Genomic DNA, 23,618 nt, shown 5'->3' with positions numbered 1-23,618 from the left:
CGGGTTTTTTTGTGGTTACGTAACGGCGTTACGTGCGTAACATCCTGCGCTCGCGTGTCCCGCGCGATATCCCCACAGGAGTTATGCCATGGCAGAAGCCGAGTTCGTCACCGACCCCACGCTCAATGCGAAGTGGAACACCCGCTTCGCCTTCTTCGAGCGTTTCGGCGGTCCCAGTTCCCCGCGCTACAAGGAAGAGTTGAAGAAGCTTCCGTTCAAGCAGAAGCTCATCGTCAACGCCAACTTCTTCGCGTTCTTCTTCGGCCCGATCTACTTCGTCATCCTCGGCCTGTGGAAGAAGGCCCTCGTCATCCTCGGCATGGAGGTGGTGGTCATGGTGCTGATGACGCTGTTCAACGCACCGGAGGTCGTGTATCGCGGCCTGGGTGCGGGCTTCAGCGTGTTCTACATGCTGGTGGCCAATTACTCGTTCTACCTCAAGCGAGTCAAGGGCCAGGACAGTTGGAACCCGTTCGAAGGCATGCGCCTTTGATGTAGGGCCACGACGCTGCTGATCAGTGCGTCGGCAGCGTCGGCAGGAATCCCGGGCGCCGGAAGGCCCGGGCTTTCTGCTCCACGCCATAGGCGATGGCGATCAGGGTCGGTTCGCTCCACTTCGTACCGAAGAACACCACGCCCACGGGCAGCTCGTGCGCGAACTCGACGGGCAGGGTGATCGACGGGTAGCCGGCGATCGCCGCGGGTGTGGATACACCACCGACGGTCGGGTCGCCGCTCACCACATGATCGCCCAGGACCAGGTCGTTGACGAAGGCCGGTCCCCAGCTGGGCGCCAGCAGGGCGTCGAGGTGGTCTTTCGCCAGCGCGGCGTCGATGCCGTCGGGCCCCGCGAGGCGCCGGTTGTCGTCACGCATCGCGATATACGCCGGATCGGTGATGTCGCCTTTCTGCTGTGCCTGCAGGAACAGTTCCTGGCCGAACCACGGCATCTCGCGCGCCGCCTCGTGTTCGTTGAACGCAATGAGATCGGCCAGATTCTTCATCGGCTGGTCGGGACGCCCGGCAAGGTAGGCGTCGATGCCGTGCTTGAATTCGTAGAGCATCACGTCCAGCTCGTGCTCGCTCAGTTCCTTCAGGTGCGGAAGGGCCACGTTGTCGACCACGGTGGCACCCTGTGCCCGGAGCAAGGCGATGGTGTGCTCCAGGGCGCGATCGGCATTGGGTTCGATGCCGGCCAGCTGGCGCACCACGCCGATGCGCTTGCCACGTAGGGCGTTCGGGTCGAGGAACCGCGTGTAGTCGGTGGCGTGCTTGTCCGCGTCCTTCGTGGAGGGATCGCGCGGGTCGCTGCCGGCAATGACGCCCAGCACCGTCGCGGCGTCGGCCACGCTGCGTGCCATCGGGCCGGCCGTATCCTGGCTGCTGGAGATGGGAATGATGCCGGCACGGCTGACCAGCCCGACCGTGGGTTTGATCCCGACCAGTCCGGTCATCGAGGCGGGGCAGATGATGGAACCGTCGGTCTCGCTGCCGATCGCCACCGTGGCCAGGCCGGCGGCGACCGCCGCGCCGGAGCCCGCACTCGAGCCGCAGGCGTTGCGATCCAGCACGTAGGGGTTGAGGGTCAGGCCGCCGCGCCCCGTCCAGCCGCTGGTGGCGTGCGTGGAGCGCATGTTCGCCCACTCGCTGAGGTTGGTCTTGCCGAGGATCACGGCGCCGGCCTGGCGCAATTTCGCCACCACGGTGGCATCGTGCGGCGCCGGCTTGGTCGCCAGGGCCAGCGAGCCGGCCGTGGTGAGCATGCGGTCGCCGGTGTCGATGTTGTCCTTGAGCAGGATCGCGATGCCCGCCAGCGGGCCCTCACGGCCTGCCTTGCGCGCGATGGGCAGCGCGTCGGGGTTGGTCTCGAGCACCGCATGGATCGAAGGACCCGCCTTGTCGATGCTCTGGATACGCCGGAGGAAGAGGGCGGTGAGGCTTTCGGGCGTCAAGGTCCCGGATGCATACGCCTGGCGGAGGGTGGCGATGGATGCAAAGGCGTCGTCATCGACTGCGTCACGGGCGTGTGCGGCGGCTCCGGTCAGCGCGAGCGCCAGCGCAACGACGAGCGCGGCCGGTTTTCTGGGCAGGTGCGGCATGGTGTTCCCCCTGGCGGACGTCTGCCGATGATGCCCGATCTGGCACCTGTCGCGCATGGCTATACTCGAACCTCGCCACGTCCGGCCGCGCCTGCGGTGGACTTCGCCAACGTTACGCCAGGGAGTGTCCATGCGTCTTCCGAGCCGACTCGCCGTCGTCGTCCTCGCAGTGTGCGCCCTCAAGGCGCACGCCGCGGACACGACCGCGGTGCCCGACACCCTGGTGCAACGCATCGCCGCCTGCACCAGCTGCCATGGCGTGCATGGCGAGGGTGGCGACAACGGTTTCAATCCGCGCCTTGCCGGCAAACCGGCGGGCTACCTGCACCGGCAGATGCAGGACTTCCAGAAAGGCCTGCGGCATTACCCGATCATGGAATACACCGTCGCTCCGTTGAGCGACGCATACCTTCGCGAGATCGCCGATTACTTCTCCGACCAGCAGGTGCCCTATACGAAGCAGCCGGCACCGGCGATGTCGCCACGCGCCACGGCACGTGGCGAGCAGCTGGTGCTGCGCGGCGATGCGCAGAAAGGCGTGCCTGCCTGCGTCGCCTGCCACGGTGCGAGCCTGGCCGGTGTCCAGCCGGATATCCCGGGGCTGGTCAACCTGCCGTACGACTACATCAGCGCGCAGCTGGGTGCGTGGCGCACCGACACGCGCAATACGACGGCACCGGACTGCATGGCGACGATCGTCAGTCGCCTGAGCGATGCGGACATCAGCGCGGTATCGGCGTGGCTGGCCACCCGGCCCGTGCCCGACGACACCCATGCCGAACCGGCCGGCAGCGTGACGCCGCCGATGCGCTGCGGCGTGCTGGGAGGATGAGTCGATGAACCTGCCGATCCCGCGTCTTGTCCGTTGCCTGGGTCTTGTCTTCCTTGCCCTCGCGGGTGTTTCGTCGCATGCCGGGACCGTCGAGGAGCGTGGCCGTTACCTCACCGTGGCAGGCGATTGTGCGTCGTGCCATACCGCGCGTGGCGGCGTGCCGTTTTCCGGCGGCCGCGCTATCGGTACGCCGTTCGGCGCCATCGTTGCGCCCAACCTCACGCCCGATCGGGAGACCGGCCTGGGCACCTGGGATGCCGACGATTTCTACCGTGCCATGCACGCAGGGAAGGGACACGACGACAGCTCGCTGTATCCCGTGTTCCCGTTCACCTCGTACACGAAGGTGACGCGCGCGGACACCGATGCCATCTTCGCCTATCTGAAAAGCCTGGCGCCCGTGAAGCGCGCCGTACCCGAGCCGACGCTGCGCTGGCCCTACAGCATGCGCTCGATGATGGCCCCATGGCGTGCCCTGTACTTCGACGAGGGCGAGTTCCAGCCCGATCCGAAACGGTCGCCGGCATGGAACCGCGGTGCCTACCTCGTGCAGGGCCTGGGCCACTGCAACGAGTGCCACGCGAGTCGCAACCGCTTCGGTGCCATGCTCACCGAGCCCTACCTCGCCGGTGGCATCATCCCCACGCAGAACTGGTATGCGCCGGATCTGTCGATGGGCCGCCACGGTGGACTGTCCGGCTGGACGGAAGCGGATGTGGTGGCACTGTTGAAGACCGGTCGTTCCGCGAAAGGCACGGCACTGGGGCCGATGGCCGAGGTGGTGCTGCAGAGCACGCAGCACCTCACCGACGCCGACCTTGCCGCCATGGCGAGCTACCTGGCCGCGCTGCCGGAACGCGAATCCGCCGAGCAAAGCGAATCCGCGGCCGGTGCGGACGACCTCGCGCGTAACGGCAAGACGGTCTATGTGGCGCACTGTGCGCAATGCCATGGCTACGACGGGCGTGGCAAGGGCGATGCCTACCCGGCGCTGGACAGCAATGTCTCGGTCACCGAACCCACGGGCATCAACGCGATCCGCATCGTGCTGAGCGGTGGCTTCGCGCCCGCCACGCGCGACAACCCGCGTCCGTATTCCATGCCGCCCTTCTCGCAAAAGCTCGGCGACGACGATGCGGCGGCAGTCGTGACGTACATCCGGCAGGCTTGGTCGAACAAGGCCTCGGCCGTGTCACCTGGCGACGTGCGCGCCTATCGATCGACGCCGGGCGGCTGATCGCGCACGAAGGCCGCGAGCTGTCGCCAGGGCTCGATGTCCCACGATCGCCGCGCCTGGCCGGACGGGGAGGGCAGCACGAAGACGGCGGTGTGGCCGATATCCACGGATTGCCGTCCGAAACCGACCGGCCTGCCGAGTGCGGAGCGTCCGGCCTGCTTGCTGGTGAAAGCGAGGGCGCGCGGGGCGAATCGCGCCAGCTTTTCGTGCAGCGCGGCGACATCGAACGCGTCGCGGGGCAGCTCGGCGTCGTTGCCGTAATGGAATTTCGACAGGTCGGTCAGGCCGATGCCGAAACCCGGCATCAAGGGGTATTCGGCGGGTGCCAGCAGCCGCGGTGTCAGGCCCACCGTATGTACCGTGCGCCAGAACATGTTCCCCGGATGGGCGTAATAGGCGCTGTCGCGGGCCGATCGCGTACCCGCCGCAGTGCCGCAGAACACCAGTGCCAGGCCCGTTTCGAGCACGTCGGGGAGGATGAAACCGTGTGGATCGTCGTGACTCATACGGACGTTTTACCTCCCGATTGCTGCATCACAACAAAATGTGGACATCCGGGGCGTTAGGCTCGTCACCCATGAACCCTTCCGACTGGATGCCCGATTTTTCGCATCCGTGGACGCGTTTCGCGTTGATCGTGGTGATCGCGCTGGCCGTCGCGGGTATTCTCCGCCGCTTCGTCGACCTGTTGTTGCGTCGCTTCACCCTGCGGCACCCGCGCGGTGCCAGCATCATCGCGCGCGCCAAGGCGCCGATGGAAGTGATCGTACCGCTGGCGATGCTGCTGCTGACCTTCCGTGCCGCGCCGGAGCAACCCGCGCGCCTGATCGATGGCCTGGAACACCTGATCGCGGTGCTGCTGATCGGGGCCTGCACCTGGTTCCTGGTCCGTTGCATCGGCGCGCTGGAAGCGACGGTATCCCGTTTCAATCCCATCGACCTGGAAGACAATCTCCGCGCACGGCGTGTGCAGACGCAGGTGCGTGTGCTGGCTCGTACCGGCATGGTCGTGGTCATCGTGCTCGGGCTGGGCGTGGCCTTGATGACGTTCCCGACGGTGCGCCAGTTCGGCGCCAGCCTGCTCGCGTCAGCCGGCCTGGCGGGCCTCGCGGTGGGTCTTGCGGCCAAGCCGGTGCTGGGCAACCTCATCGCCGGCATCCAGATCGCGCTGACCCAGCCGATCCGTATCGACGACGTGGTGATCGTCGAGGGCGAATGGGGCCGCATCGAGGAAATCACCAGCACCTACGTGGTGGTGGCGATCTGGGACCAGCGCCGCATGATCGTGCCCCTGCAATACTTCATCGAGACACCGTTCCAGAACTGGACGCGCAACAGCTCGCAGATACTCGGCTCGGTGCTGCTGTGGTTCGACTATGGCCTGCCGCTGGAGCCGTTGCGCACGGAGTTGCAGCGCCTCTGCAAGGAAGCCGCCGAGTGGGACGGCCGCGTCATCGTGCTGCAGGTGGTCGAGGCAAACGACAAGGCGATGCAGATCCGCGCCCTGGTCAGCTCGATGGACTCCGGCAAGTCGTTCGACCTGCGCTGCAAGGTGCGCGAAGGCCTGATCGCCTTCGTCCGCCGCGACTTCCCCGCCTACATGCCCCGTTACCGCGTAGGAGCCCACGATGTGGGCGAACCCTCAAGGTAGCTATCGCGAATAAGGCGACTCCTTTCGCACGTGTAGGAGCCCACGATGTGGGCGAACCCTCAAGGTAGCTATCGCGAATGAGGCGACTCATTTCGCACAGGCGAGCGTTTTAGACTCTCCTAAGACGGCTTTTAAAGCGCCTTAAAAGCATCTCCGTTCGACACATGGAAACGCCAGCATGGATGGAGTGCATGGCCTCAGTCGCCATAGTCACAGTGAGGGTTCGCCCACATCGTGGGCTCCTACCCGCTTTTTTCGACGTGACAAAAAAAGAGCCCGGCATGTGCCGGGCTCTTTTTAGACCGCAAATATCGCCTGGCCTTAGCCGCGCGACGCCTTCTTGCGATCCTGTTCCGTCAGGTGCTTCTTGCGCATGCGGATTTCCTTCGGCGTGACTTCGACCAGCTCGTCGTCGTCGATGAAGTCCAGGGCCTGTTCCAGCGTGAACTTGGTGGCCGGGGTCAGCTGGATCGCATCGTCCTTGCCGGAGGCGCGCATGTTGGTCAGCGGCTTCGGCTTGATCGCGTTGACGGTGAGGTCGTTGTCCTTCGCGTGAATGCCGATCAGCTGGCCTTCGTACACCGAGTCGCCTTCGGCGGCGAACAGCTTGCCGCGCTCCTGGAGGGGCCCGAGCGAGTAGGCCGGGGTGTTGCCGCCGGCGTTGGCGATCATCACGCCGTTCTGGCGCTTGGCGATCGGAGCCGGGGTGTACGGGCCGTATTCCTTGAACACGTGGAACAGCAGGCCGGAACCCTGGGTGAGGGTCTTGAACTGGTTCTGGAAGCCGATCAGGCCACGGGCCGGGATCTCGTATTCGAGACGCACGCGACCGTTGCCGTCCGAGACCATGTTCTTCAGCTCACCCTTGCGGATGCCGAGGCGCTCCATCACGCCGCCCTGGTGGATCTCTTCGATGTCGATCACCAGTTCCTCGATCGGCTCCATCTTCTGGCCGTCGATTTCCTTGAGGATGACTTCCGGGCGCGACACGGCCAGCTCGTAGCCTTCGCGACGCATATTTTCGATCAGCACCGACAGGTGCAGTTCGCCACGGCCCGAGACCAGGAACTTGTCGGCGTCGGAGCCGTCCTCGACGCGGAGGGCGACGTTGTGCACCTTCTCGCGGTCCAGACGCTCGCGCAGCTGGCGGCTGGTCAGGAACTTGCCACCCGAGAGATCCTTGTTGCCGACGAACGGCGAGTTGTTGACCTGGAAGGTCATGCTGATCATCGGCTCGTCGACGCTCAGCGCCGGCAGCGCTTCCGGCGTATCCGGCGCGGTCAGCGTGTCGGAGATGGTCAGGTCGGGGATGCCCGAGATGGCGACGATATCGCCGGCTTCGGCACTGTCCTGCTCGATGCGCTCGAGGCCCAGGAAGCCGAGCACCTGGACGATCTTGCCCTGGCGCTTCTTTCCTTCGCGGTCGATCACGGCGACCTGCATACCCTTCTTCAGGGTACCGCGCTGCACACGGCCGATGCCGATCACGCCGACGAAGTTGTTGTAGTCCAGCTGGCTGATGCGCATCTGGAACGGGCCTTCCGGATCGACGTCCGGCTTCGGTGCGTGCTGCATGATCGCTTCGTACAGCGGGGTCATGTCGCCTTCGCGGGCATTCTCGTCGAGCGAGGCGTAGCCGTTCAGCGCGGACGCGTAGACGATCGGGAAATCCATCTGCTCGTCGGTGGCGCCGAGCTTGGCGAACAGATCCCACACCTGCTCGACCACCCATTCCGTACGCGCGGCGGGACGGTCGACCTTGTTGACGACGACGATCGGCTTGAAGCCCATCGCAAACGCCTTCTGGGTGACGAAGCGCGTCTGCGGCATCGGGCCGTCCATCGCGTCGACCAGGATCAGCACGGTGTCGACCATCGACAGCACACGCTCGACTTCGCCGCCGAAGTCGGCATGTCCCGGGGTGTCGACGATGTTGATGCGGTTCTTGACGCCGGTCTTCTTGTCTTCCCAGGTGATGGCCGTGTTCTTGGCCAGGATCGTGATGCCACGCTCCTTTTCCTGGTCGTTCGAATCCATGACGCGCTCGGCGAGCACGGTACGCTCGTTGAGCGTGCCCGACTGCTTCAGAAGCTGGTCGACGAGGGTGGTCTTGCCATGGTCGACGTGAGCGACGATAGCGATGTTGCGCAGGAATTCGATCGACATGCGTTATGCGCCGGCGTACAGCCGGATCGCCTCTTTAGGTTGGGAAGCCGCCGATTATAAAGGAATTTGACGACTTTCGCATGACTGGCGGGGCGCCGTTCAGGCGACCCCGCCCCCCGACCTCGGTTCAGAGCCCCGGAAGCTGGCCCTGGCAGGTCGCCGGCAGATATTTCGCGTCGATGCCGTCGCCAGCGCAGGTCCAGTTCACCCGGCCCGCCTCGATCTCGGGCATGAGCACCAGGCGACCGCCGATCAGCTTGGCGTCGGCCTTATGCGGCGCCTCGCCGTCCAGGGTGATGGCGATCTCGCCGCCCTGGCCGACCTCGACCGAACCGGCGTAGTCGTTGCCCAGCGAGTCGGCAGGCCCCAGTCCGGCCGCCTTGTTGCTCGACGGGAACTTGCCGCTGGCGAGCCGTCGTTCGGCGACCGCCTTCTTCGCAGGCTCCGCCGCCGTCAGCGCGGCCGTCACCTGGCTCCGCAGCATGTACTGCTGGTACTGCGGTACGGCGATGGCGGCAATGATGGCCATGCCGGCCACCGCGCCACCGGCGCCACTGTGGCCGATGAATTCCGTCGGAGCCTGTTCGTAAGTGAGCGACAGCCCCAGCGTGTCCTGGTCGGTCTCCAGCGCGGCGCCGAGCACGCCGTCGGAGGGCAGCCCCAGCGTATGGGCGGCGGGCAGGGCGGAGACGTCGATATCGCTGCCCGCGATGCCACCCATGAACTGCAGGAACTGGATGTAGGCGTAGTACGCGTCGCGCTGGGCGCCGTGGCTGGTGACAGTGAAGCCGAGCAAGGTGCGTACGCCCGGATAGCTGCGATCCTTGAACCAGTCCGCGATGGACGTATCGGGCTTACCGGCGGCGCGATCGGCCAGTGCCTGGGGCACCTTGGCCAGCACGATCCAGTCGCCTTCCTCCACCCAGTACAGGCGTGTTCCCACCCGCTGGGCCAGCGCCAGGAAGGGTTTGATCTGCTCGCTGGAGGGATTGGCGTCGTCGGCCAGGTACGGCGCGCCGGGCATGAACAGCCAGTGGACATGGGCATCGTCGATGGTGGTCTCGCCGCTGCGCCAGCGGCCGGCCTTGGTCATCTCGTCGATGCGGGCGTACCAGGCCTTGCGGTCGCGCGTACGGATGGCGAAGAACTCGCCTGCATCGTCCGCGAAGGCGACCGACTCCGGGCCCAGCCACTTCGTATAGTCGGCCACGTCGAAGCCGTAGGTCTGGCGCATCTTTGCCAGGGCGCCACGCACCTTGCCGGCGTTCTCGGGGCCGAAGTCCAGGTTGAGGTTGTCCTCGAACGCCTTGTAGCCCTCGGCGCTGGGCAAGGCGACACTCATGGCCCAGCGCGGCTTGCCGACCGTCTTGAAATCCGGGGCGAACGAGCGCGGGGCGATGTACTGCAGCAGGCGTGCCTGCGGTGCGTGCACGATCATGCGGAACTGGCCGCGGCCGTCCACCGTGCCTCCGCCGAACGCCACCGCATCGGCCTTGCTGGCGAAATCCGCCGGCAGCTTGCCCAGGGGATTGTCACCGGCCTGCGCGGCGGCGACACCGCCCACGCCACGCACGGATGCCCAGCCGAACAGGCCCTGGCCGGAGGTATCGATGCGGGCTTCCAGTGCGGAAAGGGTGGCCGGGGCGGTTGCCGCCGTGGACTTGCCGAACGTGGCGACCAGTTCGTCGAGGGTGGCGCCGTCGCTGGGCTGCTGCATCGACTGCGTTATCCAGACGCGGTGCTCGGCGGCGACATAGCGGATGGCGCCGCCGGAGACCAGCTTGCCGTTGCCCCGGGCATCCAGCGGTGCGGCGAGTACCGGCGTGGTGAACAGGGTCGCGACCTGCTTGTTGAAGGCATCCACTGAATCGAACGAGAGCGCCGCCGTGGCGACCACGCGCGAGGTGGGGGCAGGGATGCCGAGCGGGTCGATCAACGCCACCTCGACCGGCGAGCGCAGGTCGCCCACCAGCAGGCTCAAGGCCGGTCCGATCCGTGCATCGGCCAGCGTGGCGTCCTTGGCGATGGCCTCGCGCACCTTTGCAATGGCGTCGATGTTCGCCTTGGTCGAGAGCGCGGCGTCCAGCGGTCGTCCCGTGGGGGCGCCGCCGACAAGGGCCCAGGGCGAGGGGAACCGCATGTAGGCGACGGTCTGCGCAGGCAGGTGCTGGCGAAGCCAGGCGGGCGAGGAAATCGCGGCCTGAGCGGCGGCGACGGCCTTCGGGTCGGCGGCGGGTGCTTCGTCTTTCTTGTGGCAGGCGGCCAGCCCGAGAGCCGCGACGATGGCGGCGGACAGCACGACGGTACGGCGGGCAATCATTGCTCTTTATCCCCTTGGGTTCGTCCGGCTCCTGCCGGGAACCGGAGGATAGCAGCCAGCGGGCTGGCTTCGGCAGGCTCATCGACCGACGTGCCGACGGGTTTTACGCCGACAGATTCGGCGACCCGCGCGTCGTCCAATACCCGGATGAAAATTATCATCACGTCGGTCCCGCTGCTTGGCCACCTCAACGCCGTCCTCGCCGTCGGCCGCATGCTCGTGGATGCCGGCCACGAGGTCGTCGGCCTGTCGGCCACCCACTTCCGCCATCGCATCGAAGCCATCGGTGCCCGGTTTCATCCCTTTCCGGGCGAGGCCGACGTGGACGCCAGTGACATGCTCACGGCCTATCCGGAATTCGCGGAGCTCGAACCCGGTCCCGCCATGACGCTCTTCTATTTCAAACGGGTCTTCGCCGATCCCCTCGGCGCCCAGCACCGGGGCTTGCGCGAGGTCATGGCGGATTTCGCCGCCGATCTCATCGTCGCCGACAACCTCTTTTTCGGTGTCCTTCCCTTCCTGCTCGGCGAGCGCTCGGCACGGCCGGCCATCCTGCTGTGCGGCACGACCTTCCTGCTGTGGCACCGGCCGGATCGCGGTCCGTGCAACATGGGGCTGCCACCCGCTCGCGACGCCGCCGAGGAAGCCGCCTATGCCACCGTCGCCGACGAGGTGGAACGCCGGTTCGCCCATCCGTTTGCTGCGCACATCGACCGTTGCCTGGCGTCAGCCGGCGCACCGCCGTTGTCGATGGACATCCTCGACGCGGTGACCTGCCTGCCCGATGCCCATATCCAGCTCACCGTGCCCGACTTCGAATACCCACGTCCCGACATGCCGACAACCGTCCGCTTCGTCGGCGCTCTACCCATCACGCCGAATCAGGCGCCGCTGCCGTCCTGGGCCGGCGATCTGGACGGATCGCGCAAGGTCGTCCTGGTCACGCAGGGCACGCTGTCCAACCATGACTTCAGCCAGTTGGTCGAGCCCACGCTGGCTGCCCTGGCGGACAGGCCGGATGTGCTCGTGGTCGTGACCACCGGCGGCCGACCGGTGGCATCGCTCGACGGTAATCTTCCGTCCAACGCGCGGGTCGCCCTTTATCTTCCCTTCGAATGGCTACTGCCGAAGGTGGACGTGTTGGTCACCAATGGCGGTTACAACACGGTCAACCAGGCGCTTGCCCACGGTATTCCCATCGTGGCCGCAGGCCTCGCCGAGGACAAGGCGGACGTCAGTGCACGCGTGGCGTGGGCCGGTGCGGGCATCGACCTGCAAACGAACACCGCCCGTGTCGAAGACGTGCGCGTCGCGGTGGAACGACTGCTCACCGATCCCACCTTCAAGGCCGGGGCCATGGCGCTGGCGGATGCGCACCGCCGCCTGGATACGCGGGCCGAGGTGCTGCGGGTGGTCGGCGCTATCGTGCGTGCTTGAGCCTGCGCGCGCGCATGCGGCGATAGACAACCCAGAAGATCCATGCATCCGCCAGAACCACGAGCGTCCCCGCCACGGCACGCAGCGGAGCGCTCCATGCCTGCTCGCTGATCACGGCGACGGCGCACAAAACGCCTAGCAACGACAGCAAGCCACTCACGACGAACGTGGCTGGACCCACCTTGCCCTGGTAGATGGCGCCGTAAAGCTGGCCTTCGGCATGGGCGACGCCGAGGGGATCGTTCGTATCCGGAAACCCCTGGGGTGGCAGCAGGGCTGCTTCGCTCGCCTGGGTCCGCGACGTGTCGGGCAGGGGCTGGCTGCTACGTGCATCGATGGTCTGCGCCAGGGCGCCGTTAGGGTCCTGGAGGACAATGCGCTTGCCGCCGAGTCTCAGTTCGCGTTCCATCCGTCGCTCCGTGGGAATCGATGCATGGCCGATGCTAGTGGCGGGGAGCGGGTGTTTTGTTAGGACGCCGTTAGAGGTGTGATCTTGGCCTCCGGCGGCGGACCATTGGCTGTCCTGGGGTGTGCCGTCGCGGCTTGTTCGGGCATGCCGGGTTGGATCGGCAAGGTAGTAGTGTTGCTATCCAGCGGTAAGGTGGCGCATCGTCCTCCGTTCCTGACTCGGCCGAAAGGAAACGTCGATGTCCTCCACCGACACCTTCGGCGATGTCCGCGTCACCACGCATCGCGACCGCGACGACCTGCTCAGCGCCGGGCTGGGCCTCAGTGGTCTGACCGGCACACCGTCGGCCTTCGCCCGGCCCGGGGCGCCCACGCCGACGGAACTGCGTCGCCGCGCGATCCACAGCAGTTGGAAAGGTATCGCCGATCTCGGTCCGCTCGGTGGTTTTGGCACGCTCTACGGCCGCATGCCACCGGTGCCGGGCCGCGAGTACACCGCGTTCGCCACGCTGCCGGGTGCCCGCGCGCCGCACCGGGTGCTGGTGCAGGTGCCCGATGCGTTCGACCACGGGCAGCGTTGCCTCGTAGTCACGGCATCGCCGGGTTCGCGGGCTATCTACGGCTCTATCGCCCTGGCGGGCGGCTGGGGCCTGCCCCGTGGCTGTGCCGTGGTCTACACCGACAAGGGGGCCGGGTCGGGCTACTTCGATACAGCGGATCGCACCGGCGTGGCACTCGACGGTACCCGCGCGAAGGCGGGTGACATACCTTTGGAATTCGAGCCGCCGGATGCACCCACCGATGCGGGTATCGCGGTGAAGCACGCGCATTCGGGCGACAACCCCGAGGCGGACTGGGGCCGGCATGTATTACAGGCTGCGCGATTCGGCCTGGCCATGCTCGATCAGGCGTTTCCCGATGAAGCCCCGTTCACCGCAGGCAACACGCGCATCCTCGCCGCGGGCATTTCCAATGGTGGCGGCGCCGTGCTGCGTGCCGCGGGCGACGATGACGAGGGCATCCTCGCGGCGGTGGTGGCGCTGGAACCGAACATCCATGTCGAGGGGCGCGGCCGCGCGTTCTACGACTACGCCACGGAAGCCGCGCTGTGGCTTCCCGCGGCGCTGGGTTCGCGGTTCTTCGACGGCGTACCGTTCGCCAGGGTAGGGCTTGCCTCGCCACCGGGCTGGGCCCTGCGTGCCGCCATGTTGCGAGCGCATGGCCTTCTGCACGCGACGATGCCCGGCGCCCAGGCCGACGAGGCCCTGGACCGGCTACGCACGGCGGGCTGGCAGGACGACGCGATGAAGGTCGGCGCGGCGTCCACGTCGCTGGACCTCTGGCGCGCCGTCGCCGCCGCGTATGCGTCGGCCTATACACGGCGTGCGGCCGGTCACATGCCCTGCGGGTTCGTTTACCGCGCCGACATCGGCGCTCCCTTCGACGCGGCGGTCAGGGCGTCCTGGTGGGCCGACGGGTCCGGCGTGCCGCCCGGCGCAGGCGTGACCCTGGCCGGTGGTACGGACGTGTCGCTGGACCCCACGTTGCCGGGCACGCGGTGCCTGAGGGATCTCTGGGGCGGGCAGGGCCAGGATGCGCTCGATCTGCGTGCCGGCGTGGCATCCACCGTGGCGAGGCTCCCGCGTGCGAGCCTTCCCGTGCTGGTGATCCACGGCGCGCAGGACGGCCTGATCCCCGTCGCCTTCAGCTCCGAACCGTACGTGGCCTGGCTGCGCGCGTCGGGCCGGTCGCCCGTTTTCTGGAAAGTGCCGTATGCCCAGCACTTCGATGCATTCCTGTCGTTCCCGGACTTTGGTGACCGCCACGTACCCCTGCTTCCGTTCGGCTACGCCGCACTCGATCGCGCATGGGTCCATATCGCCGAGGGCAGGATACTGCCGGAGGATGCCGTGGTTCGCGACACCCGGCCGCGTGGGCCGGGTGCGCTGACGGCGGCATCGCTGGGATGGCCGTCACGCTGATCTTTTATGGATGCGGGATCGTCGGGTCCTGATCGGCCTCGTTGTAACCGAATTTCACCTTGTCGTTCCGGTTGCTCGGCATGGTCATGCTGACCACCGGCACCCATCGACCCGATTGCCTCTTGAAGTCGCCCTGGTCCTTTCTGGCGTTGGCCGGTCCACCGGGGACCCCGGTCTGGTAGAAAAACGCCTCGATCGGAAAGGTGCTGGCAAGGCCTTGTCTCCATGTCGCGATCAGCAGTTCGTTCGTGTATGACCGGTCCGGTGTGATGGGGTCGAGCGGCTCGTTCATCAGACGCATGGCGGCGCCCATCTGCATGAACCGCCGCGCCGTGTCACCGCTGCCCGAGCTGACATTGAAGCTGCAGATAGTGGTGTAGGTATTGCCGATGCGGTAGTTGCTCACCCATTGGGCGCCCGTCGTGATGCCCTGATCCTCGCAGCGTCTGCTCCGTGGCGCTGCTGCGCCGTACATGCCGCAACCCAGGCTGTCCCGATTATCGGTGCCGCCGTCCAGCGGGAAGGCACAGAGGACTTGCAGTTTTTCGTAATTGAAGTCGTCCGCATAGAACACCGGCAGGATGATGAAGCCATTGGCGTAACGCGGCGTGTAGATCGTACGGAAGGTCGCGTCCGTACGCAGCCATGCGAACGACACGCTGCCCTTCTTGCTATTGGGGTTGGGATCCCACGAGAAATAGTTTCCGGGCACCGTGGCGCGTAAAAGGACGCCGGTGCAGAGGAAAGACGGGCGCGACGGTGACGATCCCACGGGCTGACCGCAATCGATATCTTGTGAGTCGTAACGAGCCTGCAGGTGCCGGACTACCGTCGGACCGCTGGGCTCGCGCTCGGCGTATGGGGTTGCCGGATCGGTGTGCGAGAGAAGGGCTGCGTGGTCACTCGCCAGCGTCTGGCTTGTCGGCAGGGCCGAGCAGGCACCCAGGCCAACGGTGAAGATCAGGGCGAGCGCGACCGCCCGTAAGTTCTTTTCGACATCCATGTCGTTGCTCTCACTTAGTTTTTTTCAACTTACGACAGCTCAGTCGTGATGCAAATACGCCTTCCGTTGTAGGCAAGGCTCGGGCCCCGCCGGGCATCCGTTACGCTTTTGCCCCGTCGTCACGCTTTTCCGCTTGAACTCGCAGCCAAGTGGCGCCATCTTCGTTAGCCTTTGCAGCCCCCAGGACCGGACGCGCGATGCGGATGGACCTATTTTTCAACGAGTTACAGGAATCGCGATGACCATCAACGTCACCATGAAGACCAACAAGGGCGATATCCACCTGCGCCTGCACGACGACAAGACCCCGATGACGGTGGCCAACTTCGTCAACCTGGCCAAGCGCGGCTACTACGACGGCAAGACCTTCCACCGCGTCATCCCCGATTTCATGATCCAGGGCGGCTGCCCCGAGGGTTCCGGTCGTGGCGGCCCCGGCTACAAGTTCGGCGACGAGTTCGACGCCAGCCTGAAGCACGACAAGCCGGGCGTCCTGTCCATGGCCAACGCCGGCCCGGGCACCAACGGTTCGCAGTTCTTCATCACCCATGGTGCCACCCCCTGGCTGGACGGCAAGCACAGCGTGTTCGGTGAAGTGGTGGGACCGGAAGACCAGGCCGTGGTCAACACCATCGCCGGCGACGACACCATCGAGAAGGTCATCGTCGAGGGCGACGTCGACGCGCTGCTGGAGAAGCAGTCCGCCCAGGTGGCCAAGTGGAACGAAGTGCTCGACGCGCGCTGAGCGCCCCGCACCTCCTGTTCAGACGCCGCCCTCGGGCGGCGTTTTCCTTAGGGGGCCGTGTTAAAATAGCGGCCTTTGCCCCAGCCCCGCCGAGGAAACGATGCCGCAGCTTGCCACGCGAATGGGTCGCGCCAAACCCAGTGCGATCATGGTCATCGCCGAAAAGGCCAAGCGCCTGAAGGCCGAAGGCCGCGACATCGTCAGTTTCTCGATCGGCGTGCCCAACTTCCTCCCCGGCGAGCATGTGTATGCCGCCGCGCGAGAAGCCCTGGCGAAGGATTCCGGCCAGTACGGCAGCAACCGTGGCGCCGATGCGCTGGTCGATGCCTTCCTGGGCCATATCGAGGCACTCGGGCTCACCGGGTACACGCGCGAGAACGTCTCCACCGGCGTCGGCGCCAAGCAGATCCTCTACAACCTGGCCGAGGCCCTGCTGGACGAGGGCGACGAAATCGCCTTCCCGGCGCCGTACTGGACCAGCTACCTCGACATCGCCGAGATCGTCGGCGCGAAGATCAACATCCTGCCGTGCCCGCCCGAGCAGCACTACAAGCTCACGCCCGCGCAGCTTGACGAAGCGCTGGCGCGCAAGCCGCGCGTGTTCCTGTTCAACAACCCGTCCAATCCCACGGGCATGGTCTATACGCGGGATGAAATCGCCGCGCTGGCCGACGTCATTGCGAAGTATCCGGATACCTGGATCATCACCGACGACATCTACAACACGATGGTGTTCGACGGCGTGGGTTATCACAACTTCGTGCACGTGCGTCCCGAACTGAAGGACCGCACGATCTTCGTCGACTCCTTGTCGAAGACCTACGGCATGCCCGGTTGGCGCGTGGGCTTCATCGCCGCGCCGGTGGCCGTGGCGCGTGCGGTCACCGTCCTCAATTCCAACCACATCACCAGCCTTCCCGAAGTGGTCACGGCCGCCGCGGTGGCCGCGTTGTCCGGTCCGCAGGACGTGCCGGTCGCCAAGTGCGTCGAGTTCGCCGCCAAGCGCGACCGTGTCTACGACGCACTGGTCTCCATTCCCGGCGTGGTCTGCCCGCGACCGCAGGGTGCGTTCTACGCCTTCCCGGATATCTCGGTGGCCTTCGGCAAAACGCACAATGGTGTGCCGATCACGTCCGACGTCGACTTCTGCGCCGCGCTGCTGGAGGCCAAGGGCGTGGCCTGCGTGCCGGGCTCCGCGTTCGGCGAGCCGCGCGCCCTGCGTATTTCCTATTCGTGCCCGGACGAGGCGCTCGACAAGGGCATGGCCCGCATCGTCGAGTTCTTCGCCGAACTCAACTGATCGAAAGTCCCACGCGATATCCCTGAGGAGTCGAAAGATGAAAGCACCCGTTCGCGTTGCCGTTACCGGCGCAGCCGGCCAGATCGGCTATGCCCTCCTGTTCCGTATCGCCGCCGGCGACATGCTGGGCCCCGACCAGCCGGTCATCCTGCACCTGCTCGAGATCACCCCGGCGCTGCCCACGCTGCAGGGCGTGGTCATGGAGCTCAACGATTGCGCGTTCCCGACCCTCGCGGGCGTGGTCGCCACCGACGACCTCAACGTCGCCTTCAAGGATGTCGACTACGCGCTGCTGGTCGGCGCGCGTCCGCGTGGCCCCGGCATGGAGCGCAAGGATCTGCTCGAGGCCAACGGTGCCATCTTCGGCCCGCAGGGCAAGGCACTGAACGACCACGCCAAGCGCGACGTGCGCGTGCTGGTGGTGGGCAACCCGGCCAACACCAATGCGCTGATCGCCCAGCAGAACGCCCCGGATCTGGATCCGAAGTGCTTCACCGCGATGGTCCGCCTGGACCACAACCGCGCGCTGTCGCAGCTGGCCGAGAAGACGGGTTCGCACTCGACCGACATCAGGAAGCTGACGATCTGGGGCAATCACAGCTCCACCCAGTACCCGGACCTGCACACCACCACGGTGAAGGGCAAGGCGGCGCTGGAGCAGGTCGACCAGGCCTGGTACGAGGGCGACTTCATCCCGACCGTGCAGCAGCGCGGCGCGGCGATCATCAAGGCCCGTGGCGCCTCGTCGGCTGCGTCGGCCGCATCGGCTGCCATCGACCACATGCGTGACTGGACGCTCGGTACCGCCGAGGGCGACTGGGTCTCCATGGCGATTCCGTCCGACGGTTCCTACGGTGTCGAGCCGGGCGTGATCTTCGGCTACCCGGTCACGGTCAAGGATGGCAAGTACGCCATCGTGCAGGGTCTTCAGATCAACGCGTTCTCGCAGGCGCGCATCGACGCGACCGAAAAGGAACTGCGCGAGGAGCGCGCGGGCGTCGAGCACCTGTTCGCCAAGTAACCGGCGCTGTGTACCGGTCGAGGGCCGCGCCGCGAGGCGCGGCCCTTTTCGTTTTACCTCCGGAACACACCGCTGCCGCGACGATGGCGCATGGCTGAAGGTTCCCGACTCGTCGTTTATGTGGCGCTTGCCGCCAATGTCGCCATTGCCGCGGCCAAGTTCGTCGCGGCCGCGCTCACCGGCAGTGCCGCGATGCTGTCGGAGGGCGTGCACTCCCTGGTCGACAGCATCAACGAGGTGTTGCTGCTCTACGGGCTGAAACGCTCGCAGCGCCCGCCCGATCGCCTGCATCCTCTGGGCTTTGGCCGTGAACTGTACTTCTGGAGTTTCATCGTCGCGCTGCTGGTGCTATCCCTGGGCGCGGGATTTTCGTTGTACGAAGGGGTCAACCACATCCTGGCGCCGGCCCCGCTGGAAGACCCGAAGGTCGCCTATATCGTGCTGGCGGCGAGTGCGCTGTTCGAGGGCGCGTCCTGGTGGCTGTCGCTGAAGAGCGTGCGGCGGAAGAAGGGCAGCCTGGGTTATTTCGAGGCGTTTCGACGTAGCAAGGATCCGACCACCTTCACTGTGCTGTTCGAAGACACGGCGGCGCTGCTGGGCCTGGGCATCGCGGCGATCGGCGTCTACTGCTCGCACCGGTTCAACGACGCGCGCATCGACGGCTGGGCCTCGGTCGGGATCGCCGTGGTGCTGGCGCTGGCCGCCCTCGCACTGGCGCGCGAGAGCAAGCAGCTGCTGATCGGCGAGCCGGCGCAGCCGGGGCTGCTGGCAAAGGTGTGCCGGATCGCCGGCGAGGTCCCGGGCGTCGAGGCCGTCAATGGCGTGCTGACGGTGCAGGTCGGACCGGATCATGTGATGGTCGCCTTGTCCGCGGCCTTCGACGATGCGCTGACCACCGTGCAGATCGAGGAATGCATTCGCGAGATCGAACGGCGGACCGAGGCCGCCGAGTTGCCTATCGTGGCGCTCTTCATCAAGCCGCAGACGCCCGAACGCTGGCGCGAGCGCCTGGCCCAACTCGACGGCCAGGCCGACAACGCGACGCCCCATCCCGGCGCAACCACCCCGTAGGAGCGGACGATGTCCGCGAACCGTTGACGCACATGATGCGACGAAGGCCGCTCGCCCGGGGGGAGCAAGGCGTGTCCAGTCGTAAAACGAGGCGAGCGATCGCCGACATCGTCGGCTCCTACAAAAGCCGGGCAGAAAAAAGGCCCCGAGGGGCCTTTTTTCAACGGCTCAAGCGTTCCTTTCAGGAATGCTCGCCTTCTTTCGGCGGCGTGCCACGGCCTTCGATGTGGCCACCGAAGCCCATGCGCATGGCCGACAGCAGACGCTCGCCGTAGGTGTGGTCCTGGCGCGAGCGGAAGCGGGCGAACAGCGCGGAGGTGAGTACCTCGGCGGGGACGGCTTCCTCGATCGCGGCATTGATCGTCCAACGGCCTTCGCCCGAATCGTCGACGTAACCGGAGTAGTTCTCCAGCTCGGGGCCCTTGGCCAGTGCGCTGGCGGTGAGGTCGAGCAGCCACGAGGACACCACGCTGCCGCGACGCCACACTTCCGCGATGTCGGCCATGTCGAGCTGGTAGCGCTCGCGTTCCGGCAACTGGGTGCCGTTACGGTTCTTCAGGATATCGAAGCCTTCCGCGAAGGCCTGCATCATGCCGTACTCGATGCCGTTATGGATCATCTTGACGAAATGACCGGCACCGGCCGGACCGGCATGCATATAGCCGTTCTCGACGCGCGGATCACGGCCGTCGCGGGCTTCCGTGCGCGGGATGTCGCCAGCGCCCGGGGCGAGGGTCTTGAAGATCGGGTCGAGGAAATCGACGGTGGCCTTGTCGCCGCCGATCATCATGCAGTAGCCGCGATCGAGGCCCCACACGCCGCCGGAGGTGCCGACATCCACGTAATGCTGGCCCTTGGCGGCCAGTTCCTCGGCACGGCGGGCATCGTCCTTGTAGAACGTATTGCCGCCGTCGATGATGATGTCGTCCTTGCCCAGCATGCCGCTGATCTTGGCGATCGTGGTCTCGGTGATCTCGCCGGAGGGCAGCATGACCCACACGACCTTGGGCGAGGGCAGCGCCTGCACCAGCGCCTCGAGGGAGTCGACGGCCTCACCGCCATCCTTCGCCAGCGTGGCGCGCGCGTCGGTGTTGTTGTCGTACACCACGGTCTGGTGACCGTCCCTCATCAGGCGGCGGGCGATATTGCCGCCCATCTTGCCCAGTCCGATCAAGCCGATTTTCATGCGTGGGGTCCTCGTGTGTTTATCGGGGGGGAATATGTGGCTGTCTGGTCAGGATGCAAGGCGTGGCGAGGTCAGGCCGCCGCGAGGGGCGTGTCGAAGTCGGCATCCGGGCCGGCGGGAACGATGCCCGTCGGGTCCAGCCAGGGGTGGCTCAGGTAATAGTGCTTTTTGATGTGCGCGAAGTCGACCGTTCCGCGGATGCCGGGCACCTGATACAACGCGCGCGTATACGCCTGGAGCGCGGGATAGTCGATCAGGCGGCGCAGGTTGCATTTGAAGTGGCCGTGGTACGCCGCGTCGAAGCGGATCAGGGTGGTGAACAGCCGCCAGTCGGCCTCGGTCACGGTGTCGCCGCACAGGTAGCGGTGGTCGCGCAGGTGGCTTTCCAGCCAGTCCAGCGTATCGAAAAGCGGGTGGACGGCCTCGTCGTAGGCCGCCTGGGTACCGGCGAAGCCCGCCTTGTACACGCCATTGTTCACCGTATCGTAGATACGCGCATTGTAGCCGTCGATCTGCCCGCGCAGCGACTCTGGATAAAAATCCCCCGGGATGGCGCCGATACCGTCGAATGCCGTGTTGAACATGCGGATGATGTCCGCCGACTCGTTGCTGACGATGCAGCGTCGCTGTTTGTCCCAAAGGACCGGTACGGTGGCGCGCCCCGATACGGTCGCGTCGGACAACCGGTAGAGCTCGTGGACGCAACGGGTGTGGTTGACCGTGTCCGGGATCACGCCGTCGGCGGGCTCGAACGTCCAACCCTCATCGCCCATCAGCCAGTGGGTGACCGACAACCCGATCAGGGCGTCCAGTCCCTTCAGTTGACGGAAGATCGCGGTGCGATGGGCCCAGGGGCACGCCCGGGCGATGTACAGGTGGTAACGGCCGGGTTCGGCCATGAAGCCGCCCTCGCCGGTCGTGCCGGGCGCGCCGTCGCGGGTGATCCAGTGGCGGAAGCGCGTCGGCTCGCGCTCGAAGCGTCCACCGCTCTTGCCGGTGTCGTAGCCTGCGGTGGTCCATCTGCCTTCGACGAGCAACCCCATGGGGAGCCCTCCTTCAGGGATAAACCACCTTGATAGCGCATGCCGAGCGAAGATTACGTCATGTGAGGGCGGTGTGTGCACACGGGTGGCACCGCGCGATCGCACGCGTTGGCCTGACTTCTGGCACGGTAGAGGCCGGCTTGGTTTGCCGGTTACGCTCAAGGGTCGTCCCCAGGGTGCCCCCGATGAAAAACCCAGTCCGTCTCTCGCTTGCCGGCCTTGCGCTGGCGGCCTCGTTCGGCGCGGCCGCCGGTACCTACGATCCCCGGGAGGCGTTCGCGCCGTTCACCTATCCGCAGCCGGTCACGGCCTATCGCTCCGGCAGCGGCATGCCGGGCCCACTGTTCTGGCAGAACCGGGCGGACTACGACCTGGCCGCCACGCTCGACCCGGTCCGCAACACGCTGGTGGGCAAGGCCACCGTGCACTACACCAACAACAGTCCGGACGCGTTGGACGTGCTCTGGCTGCAGCTGGACGAAAACCGGTTTACCCAGGAAGCCCGCGGCAACTTCACGGCCGGCGCGATGCCTACGTCGCATACCGACGGTTACGGCATCGCCACGGTGACGGTGGAGCAGGGCGGCCGGGCCGTGAAGGCGAACTACGTGGTGAGCGACACGCGCATGCAGGTGCGCCTGCCGCAGCCGTTGCCGGCCCGCGGCGGCAAGATCACGCTGACGATCGAATATTCCTACGACCTGCCGGGCGACTTCGGTGGCCGGACCGGCTTCGCGCCGTCGAAGAACGGCAACATCTACGAGATGGCGCAGTGGTACCCGCGCATGTGCGTCTATGACGATCTGCGTGGCTGGGACACCGCGCCTTATCTCAACAGCGAGTTCTACCTCGAATACGGTGATTTCAACTATGCCGTCACGGTGCCTGCCGACATGATCGTCGCGGGCTCCGGCGAGCTGGTCAATCCGGAGGACGTGCTCACGGCTACGCAGCGCGATCGCCTGGCCCGCGCGCACGACAGCGACGCCACGGTGATGATCCGTACGCCGGCCGAAGTGACCGACCCGGGTAGCCGGCCCGCGAAAGGCGGCACGTTGACCTGGAAGTTCCGCATGCGGAACACGCGCGACGTCGCCTTCGGTGCCTCGACCAGCTATGTCTGGGATGCCGCACGCATCAACCTGCCGGAAGGCCGCAAGGCGCTGGCGATGTCGGTCTATCCGGTGGAGAGCGTCGGCGAAACCGCCTGGGGCCGCTCGACGGAATACCTGAAGGCCGCGGTGGAACACTTCTCGGCGCGCTGGTACCCGTATCCGTACCCCGTGGCGGTGAACGAAGCCGGCTCCGCGGCCAGCGGAATGGAATATCCGGGCATCGTGTTCGACCCGATGAAGGCCTCGCCCAAGGACCTGCACATGGTCACGGCGCACGAGATCGGCCATACGTGGTTCCCGATGATCGTGGGCACCGACGAACGCCGCAACGCCTGGATGGACGAAGGCTTCAATACCTTCATCGACGTGTACGAAGCCGACGCGTTCCACGGCGGCGAGTTCGCGCCCAAGCGGGATGGCGAATACGCCCCCAAGGGTGGCAACCCGGTGGACGAGATCCTGCCGCTGCTGGCCGACCGCGATGCGCCCAACCTGCTGATCGGCGCGGACATGGTCAAGGAGAAATACCGCCATCCGGCCACGTACTTCAAGGCCGCGCTTGGCCTGGTGCTGTTGCGCGAGCAGATCGTCGGCCCGGAGCGGTTCGACCCCGCGTTCCGCAAGTACATCGCCACATGGGCGTTCCGGCATCCCACGCCCTCCGATTTCTTCCGCCTGATGGAGAGCGAGACGGGCGAAGACCTCGGCTGGTTCTGGCGCGGCTGGTACGCCAACAACTGGGAGCTGGACCTCGCGGTGACGAAGGTCGCCGGCACGAAGGTCACGCTGGCCAACCTCGATCGCCTGGTCATGCCGGCCACGCTGCGGGTGACCTTCGCCGACCGGAGCACGCGGGACATCCGCATCCCCGTGGAAACCTGGCAGCAGCACACCACGTTCGAGGTGACCCTGCCCGGGACGAAGGCGATCGTCCGCGCGGTGATCGATCCGGACCACGCGCTTCCCGACCGCGATCGCATCAACAACGCCTGGCCGCGCTGA

General features: G+C 66.2%; 19 protein-coding genes. 11 read left to right on the top strand and 8 right to left on the bottom strand.

What is annotated here, in order from left to right; translation table 11 throughout:
• The first annotated feature begins 88 nt into the window (after nt 1-88).
• Nucleotides 89-493 carry a DUF2628 domain-containing protein gene (locus tag ACVKN3_RS03075; protein ID WP_285401377.1) on the top strand — a complete coding sequence of 135 codons (405 nt, stop codon included), beginning with the start codon at nt 89-91 and terminating at the stop codon, nt 491-493.
• 22 nt (nt 494-515) lie between these two features.
• On the opposite strand, the gene ACVKN3_RS03070 is transcribed toward ACVKN3_RS03075, so the two are convergent.
• Nucleotides 516-2,099 (bottom strand): amidase, encoded by a 1,584-nt coding sequence (locus ACVKN3_RS03070; protein WP_354512554.1) that lies wholly within the window; start codon nt 2,097-2,099, stop codon nt 516-518.
• A 130-nt stretch (nt 2,100-2,229) separates the two neighbouring features.
• On the opposite strand from ACVKN3_RS03070, the gene ACVKN3_RS03065 reads away from it, so the two are divergent.
• Both ACVKN3_RS03065 and ACVKN3_RS03060 read left to right on the top strand, forming a co-directional pair.
• Nucleotides 2,230-2,931 carry a c-type cytochrome gene (locus tag ACVKN3_RS03065; protein ID WP_354512556.1) on the top strand — a complete coding sequence of 234 codons (702 nt, stop codon included), beginning with the start codon at nt 2,230-2,232 and terminating at the stop codon, nt 2,929-2,931.
• Between the two features lie 4 nt (nt 2,932-2,935).
• Nucleotides 2,936-4,168: a cytochrome c gene (locus tag ACVKN3_RS03060; RefSeq protein ID WP_354512558.1), complete on the top strand. Its 1,233-nt coding sequence runs from the start codon at nt 2,936-2,938 to the stop codon at nt 4,166-4,168.
• Here the strand turns inward: ACVKN3_RS03060 and ACVKN3_RS03055 are convergent.
• On the bottom strand, nt 4,144-4,674 hold the full coding sequence (locus tag ACVKN3_RS03055; protein ID WP_285401386.1) for a mismatch-specific DNA-glycosylase: 531 nt from the start codon (nt 4,672-4,674) through the stop codon (nt 4,144-4,146). The two genes, ACVKN3_RS03060 and ACVKN3_RS03055, sit on opposite strands and share 25 nt — an antisense overlap.
• Nucleotides 4,675-4,745: 71 nt before the next feature.
• Between ACVKN3_RS03055 and ACVKN3_RS03050 the strand changes: the two genes are divergently transcribed.
• Nucleotides 4,746-5,819 (top strand): mechanosensitive ion channel family protein, encoded by a 1,074-nt coding sequence (locus tag ACVKN3_RS03050; RefSeq protein ID WP_354512560.1) that lies wholly within the window; start codon nt 4,746-4,748, stop codon nt 5,817-5,819.
• A gap of 321 nt (nt 5,820-6,140) precedes the next feature.
• Here ACVKN3_RS03050 and typA read toward each other — a convergent pair whose 3' ends face one another.
• Nucleotides 6,141-7,985, bottom strand: coding sequence for a translational GTPase TypA (gene typA, locus ACVKN3_RS03045; RefSeq protein WP_036140795.1), 1,845 nt, complete (start codon nt 7,983-7,985; stop codon nt 6,141-6,143).
• A 127-nt stretch (nt 7,986-8,112) separates the two neighbouring features.
• Entirely contained in the window at nt 8,113-10,305 is a 2,193-nt protein-coding gene (locus tag ACVKN3_RS03040) for a pilin (RefSeq protein WP_285401391.1), read from the bottom strand.
• Between the two features lie 147 nt (nt 10,306-10,452).
• On the opposite strand from ACVKN3_RS03040, the gene ACVKN3_RS03035 reads away from it, so the two are divergent.
• Nucleotides 10,453-11,742 (top strand): glycosyltransferase, encoded by a 1,290-nt coding sequence (locus ACVKN3_RS03035; RefSeq protein ID WP_354512562.1) that lies wholly within the window; start codon nt 10,453-10,455, stop codon nt 11,740-11,742.
• On the opposite strand, the gene ACVKN3_RS03030 is transcribed toward ACVKN3_RS03035, so the two are convergent.
• Entirely contained in the window at nt 11,726-12,151 is a 426-nt protein-coding gene (locus ACVKN3_RS03030) for a hypothetical protein (RefSeq protein ID WP_285401394.1), read from the bottom strand. The genes ACVKN3_RS03035 and ACVKN3_RS03030 overlap by 17 nt on opposite strands.
• 238 nt (nt 12,152-12,389) lie before the next feature.
• Between ACVKN3_RS03030 and ACVKN3_RS03025 the strand changes: the two genes are divergently transcribed.
• A complete protein-coding gene (locus tag ACVKN3_RS03025) occupies nt 12,390-14,132 on the top strand; it encodes a 3-hydroxybutyrate oligomer hydrolase family protein (RefSeq protein ID WP_285401395.1) in 1,743 nt (580 codons plus the stop codon).
• 4 nt (nt 14,133-14,136) lie between these two features.
• Here the strand turns inward: ACVKN3_RS03025 and ACVKN3_RS03020 are convergent, their stop codons facing one another.
• On the bottom strand, nt 14,137-15,135 hold the full coding sequence (locus tag ACVKN3_RS03020; protein WP_285401397.1) for a hypothetical protein: 999 nt from the start codon (nt 15,133-15,135) through the stop codon (nt 14,137-14,139).
• A 238-nt stretch (nt 15,136-15,373) separates the two neighbouring features.
• Between ACVKN3_RS03020 and ACVKN3_RS03015 the strand changes: the two genes are divergently transcribed.
• The 4 genes from ACVKN3_RS03015 to ACVKN3_RS03000 all read left to right on the top strand — a co-directional run bounded on the left by ACVKN3_RS03015 (nt 15,374) and on the right by ACVKN3_RS03000 (nt 19,272).
• On the top strand, nt 15,374-15,880 hold the full coding sequence (locus tag ACVKN3_RS03015) for a peptidylprolyl isomerase (RefSeq protein WP_285401399.1): 507 nt from the start codon (nt 15,374-15,376) through the stop codon (nt 15,878-15,880).
• A gap of 100 nt (nt 15,881-15,980) precedes the next feature.
• Nucleotides 15,981-17,180, top strand: a complete 1,200-nt coding sequence (locus ACVKN3_RS03010; RefSeq protein ID WP_285401401.1) for an aminotransferase class I/II-fold pyridoxal phosphate-dependent enzyme — start codon at nt 15,981-15,983, stop codon at nt 17,178-17,180.
• A 37-nt stretch (nt 17,181-17,217) separates the two neighbouring features.
• Nucleotides 17,218-18,201 carry a malate dehydrogenase gene (locus ACVKN3_RS03005; protein ID WP_285401403.1) on the top strand — a complete coding sequence of 328 codons (984 nt, stop codon included), beginning with the start codon at nt 17,218-17,220 and terminating at the stop codon, nt 18,199-18,201.
• A 90-nt stretch (nt 18,202-18,291) separates the two neighbouring features.
• Nucleotides 18,292-19,272, top strand: coding sequence for a cation diffusion facilitator family transporter (locus tag ACVKN3_RS03000; RefSeq protein WP_354512566.1), 981 nt, complete (start codon nt 18,292-18,294; stop codon nt 19,270-19,272).
• A 181-nt stretch (nt 19,273-19,453) separates the two neighbouring features.
• On the opposite strand, the gene gnd is transcribed toward ACVKN3_RS03000, so the two are convergent.
• Both gnd and ACVKN3_RS02990 read right to left on the bottom strand, forming a co-directional pair.
• Entirely contained in the window at nt 19,454-20,458 is a 1,005-nt protein-coding gene (gene gnd / locus ACVKN3_RS02995; RefSeq protein ID WP_354512568.1) for a phosphogluconate dehydrogenase (NAD(+)-dependent, decarboxylating), read from the bottom strand.
• 71 nt (nt 20,459-20,529) lie between these two features.
• Complete coding sequence (locus ACVKN3_RS02990) at nt 20,530-21,501, bottom strand: glutathione S-transferase family protein (RefSeq protein ID WP_354512570.1); 972 nt, start codon at nt 21,499-21,501, stop codon at nt 20,530-20,532.
• Nucleotides 21,502-21,686: 185 nt separating this feature from the next.
• Here ACVKN3_RS02990 and ACVKN3_RS02985 point away from each other — a divergent pair, with 185 nt between their 5' ends.
• Nucleotides 21,687-23,618, top strand: a complete 1,932-nt coding sequence (locus tag ACVKN3_RS02985; RefSeq protein WP_354512572.1) for a M1 family metallopeptidase — start codon at nt 21,687-21,689, stop codon at nt 23,616-23,618.

Source organism: Luteibacter sp. PvP120 (assembly GCF_054055715.1).
Note: the sequence above shows the minus strand (reverse complement) of the source record. Positions and strands in the feature narration are given on the sequence as shown.

Coding starts and splice junctions, on each gene's coding strand:
- ACVKN3_RS03075 (WP_285401377.1), top strand. CDS start 89: ATGGCAGAAGCCGAGTTCGTCACCGACCCCACGCTCAATGCGAAGTGG.
- ACVKN3_RS03070 (WP_354512554.1), bottom strand. CDS start 2,099: ATGCCGCACCTGCCCAGAAAACCGGCCGCGCTCGTCGTTGCGCTGGCG.
- ACVKN3_RS03065 (WP_354512556.1), top strand. CDS start 2,230: ATGCGTCTTCCGAGCCGACTCGCCGTCGTCGTCCTCGCAGTGTGCGCC.
- ACVKN3_RS03060 (WP_354512558.1), top strand. CDS start 2,936: ATGAACCTGCCGATCCCGCGTCTTGTCCGTTGCCTGGGTCTTGTCTTC.
- ACVKN3_RS03055 (WP_285401386.1), bottom strand. CDS start 4,674: ATGAGTCACGACGATCCACACGGTTTCATCCTCCCCGACGTGCTCGAA.
- ACVKN3_RS03050 (WP_354512560.1), top strand. CDS start 4,746: ATGAACCCTTCCGACTGGATGCCCGATTTTTCGCATCCGTGGACGCGT.
- typA (WP_036140795.1), bottom strand. CDS start 7,985: ATGTCGATCGAATTCCTGCGCAACATCGCTATCGTCGCTCACGTCGAC.
- ACVKN3_RS03040 (WP_285401391.1), bottom strand. CDS start 10,305: ATGATTGCCCGCCGTACCGTCGTGCTGTCCGCCGCCATCGTCGCGGCT.
- ACVKN3_RS03035 (WP_354512562.1), top strand. CDS start 10,453: ATGAAAATTATCATCACGTCGGTCCCGCTGCTTGGCCACCTCAACGCC.
- ACVKN3_RS03030 (WP_285401394.1), bottom strand. CDS start 12,151: ATGGAACGCGAACTGAGACTCGGCGGCAAGCGCATTGTCCTCCAGGAC.
- ACVKN3_RS03025 (WP_285401395.1), top strand. CDS start 12,390: ATGTCCTCCACCGACACCTTCGGCGATGTCCGCGTCACCACGCATCGC.
- ACVKN3_RS03020 (WP_285401397.1), bottom strand. CDS start 15,135: ATGGATGTCGAAAAGAACTTACGGGCGGTCGCGCTCGCCCTGATCTTC.
- ACVKN3_RS03015 (WP_285401399.1), top strand. CDS start 15,374: ATGACCATCAACGTCACCATGAAGACCAACAAGGGCGATATCCACCTG.
- ACVKN3_RS03010 (WP_285401401.1), top strand. CDS start 15,981: ATGCCGCAGCTTGCCACGCGAATGGGTCGCGCCAAACCCAGTGCGATC.
- ACVKN3_RS03005 (WP_285401403.1), top strand. CDS start 17,218: ATGAAAGCACCCGTTCGCGTTGCCGTTACCGGCGCAGCCGGCCAGATC.
- ACVKN3_RS03000 (WP_354512566.1), top strand. CDS start 18,292: ATGGCTGAAGGTTCCCGACTCGTCGTTTATGTGGCGCTTGCCGCCAAT.
- gnd (WP_354512568.1), bottom strand. CDS start 20,458: ATGAAAATCGGCTTGATCGGACTGGGCAAGATGGGCGGCAATATCGCC.
- ACVKN3_RS02990 (WP_354512570.1), bottom strand. CDS start 21,501: ATGGGGTTGCTCGTCGAAGGCAGATGGACCACCGCAGGCTACGACACC.
- ACVKN3_RS02985 (WP_354512572.1), top strand. CDS start 21,687: ATGAAAAACCCAGTCCGTCTCTCGCTTGCCGGCCTTGCGCTGGCGGCC.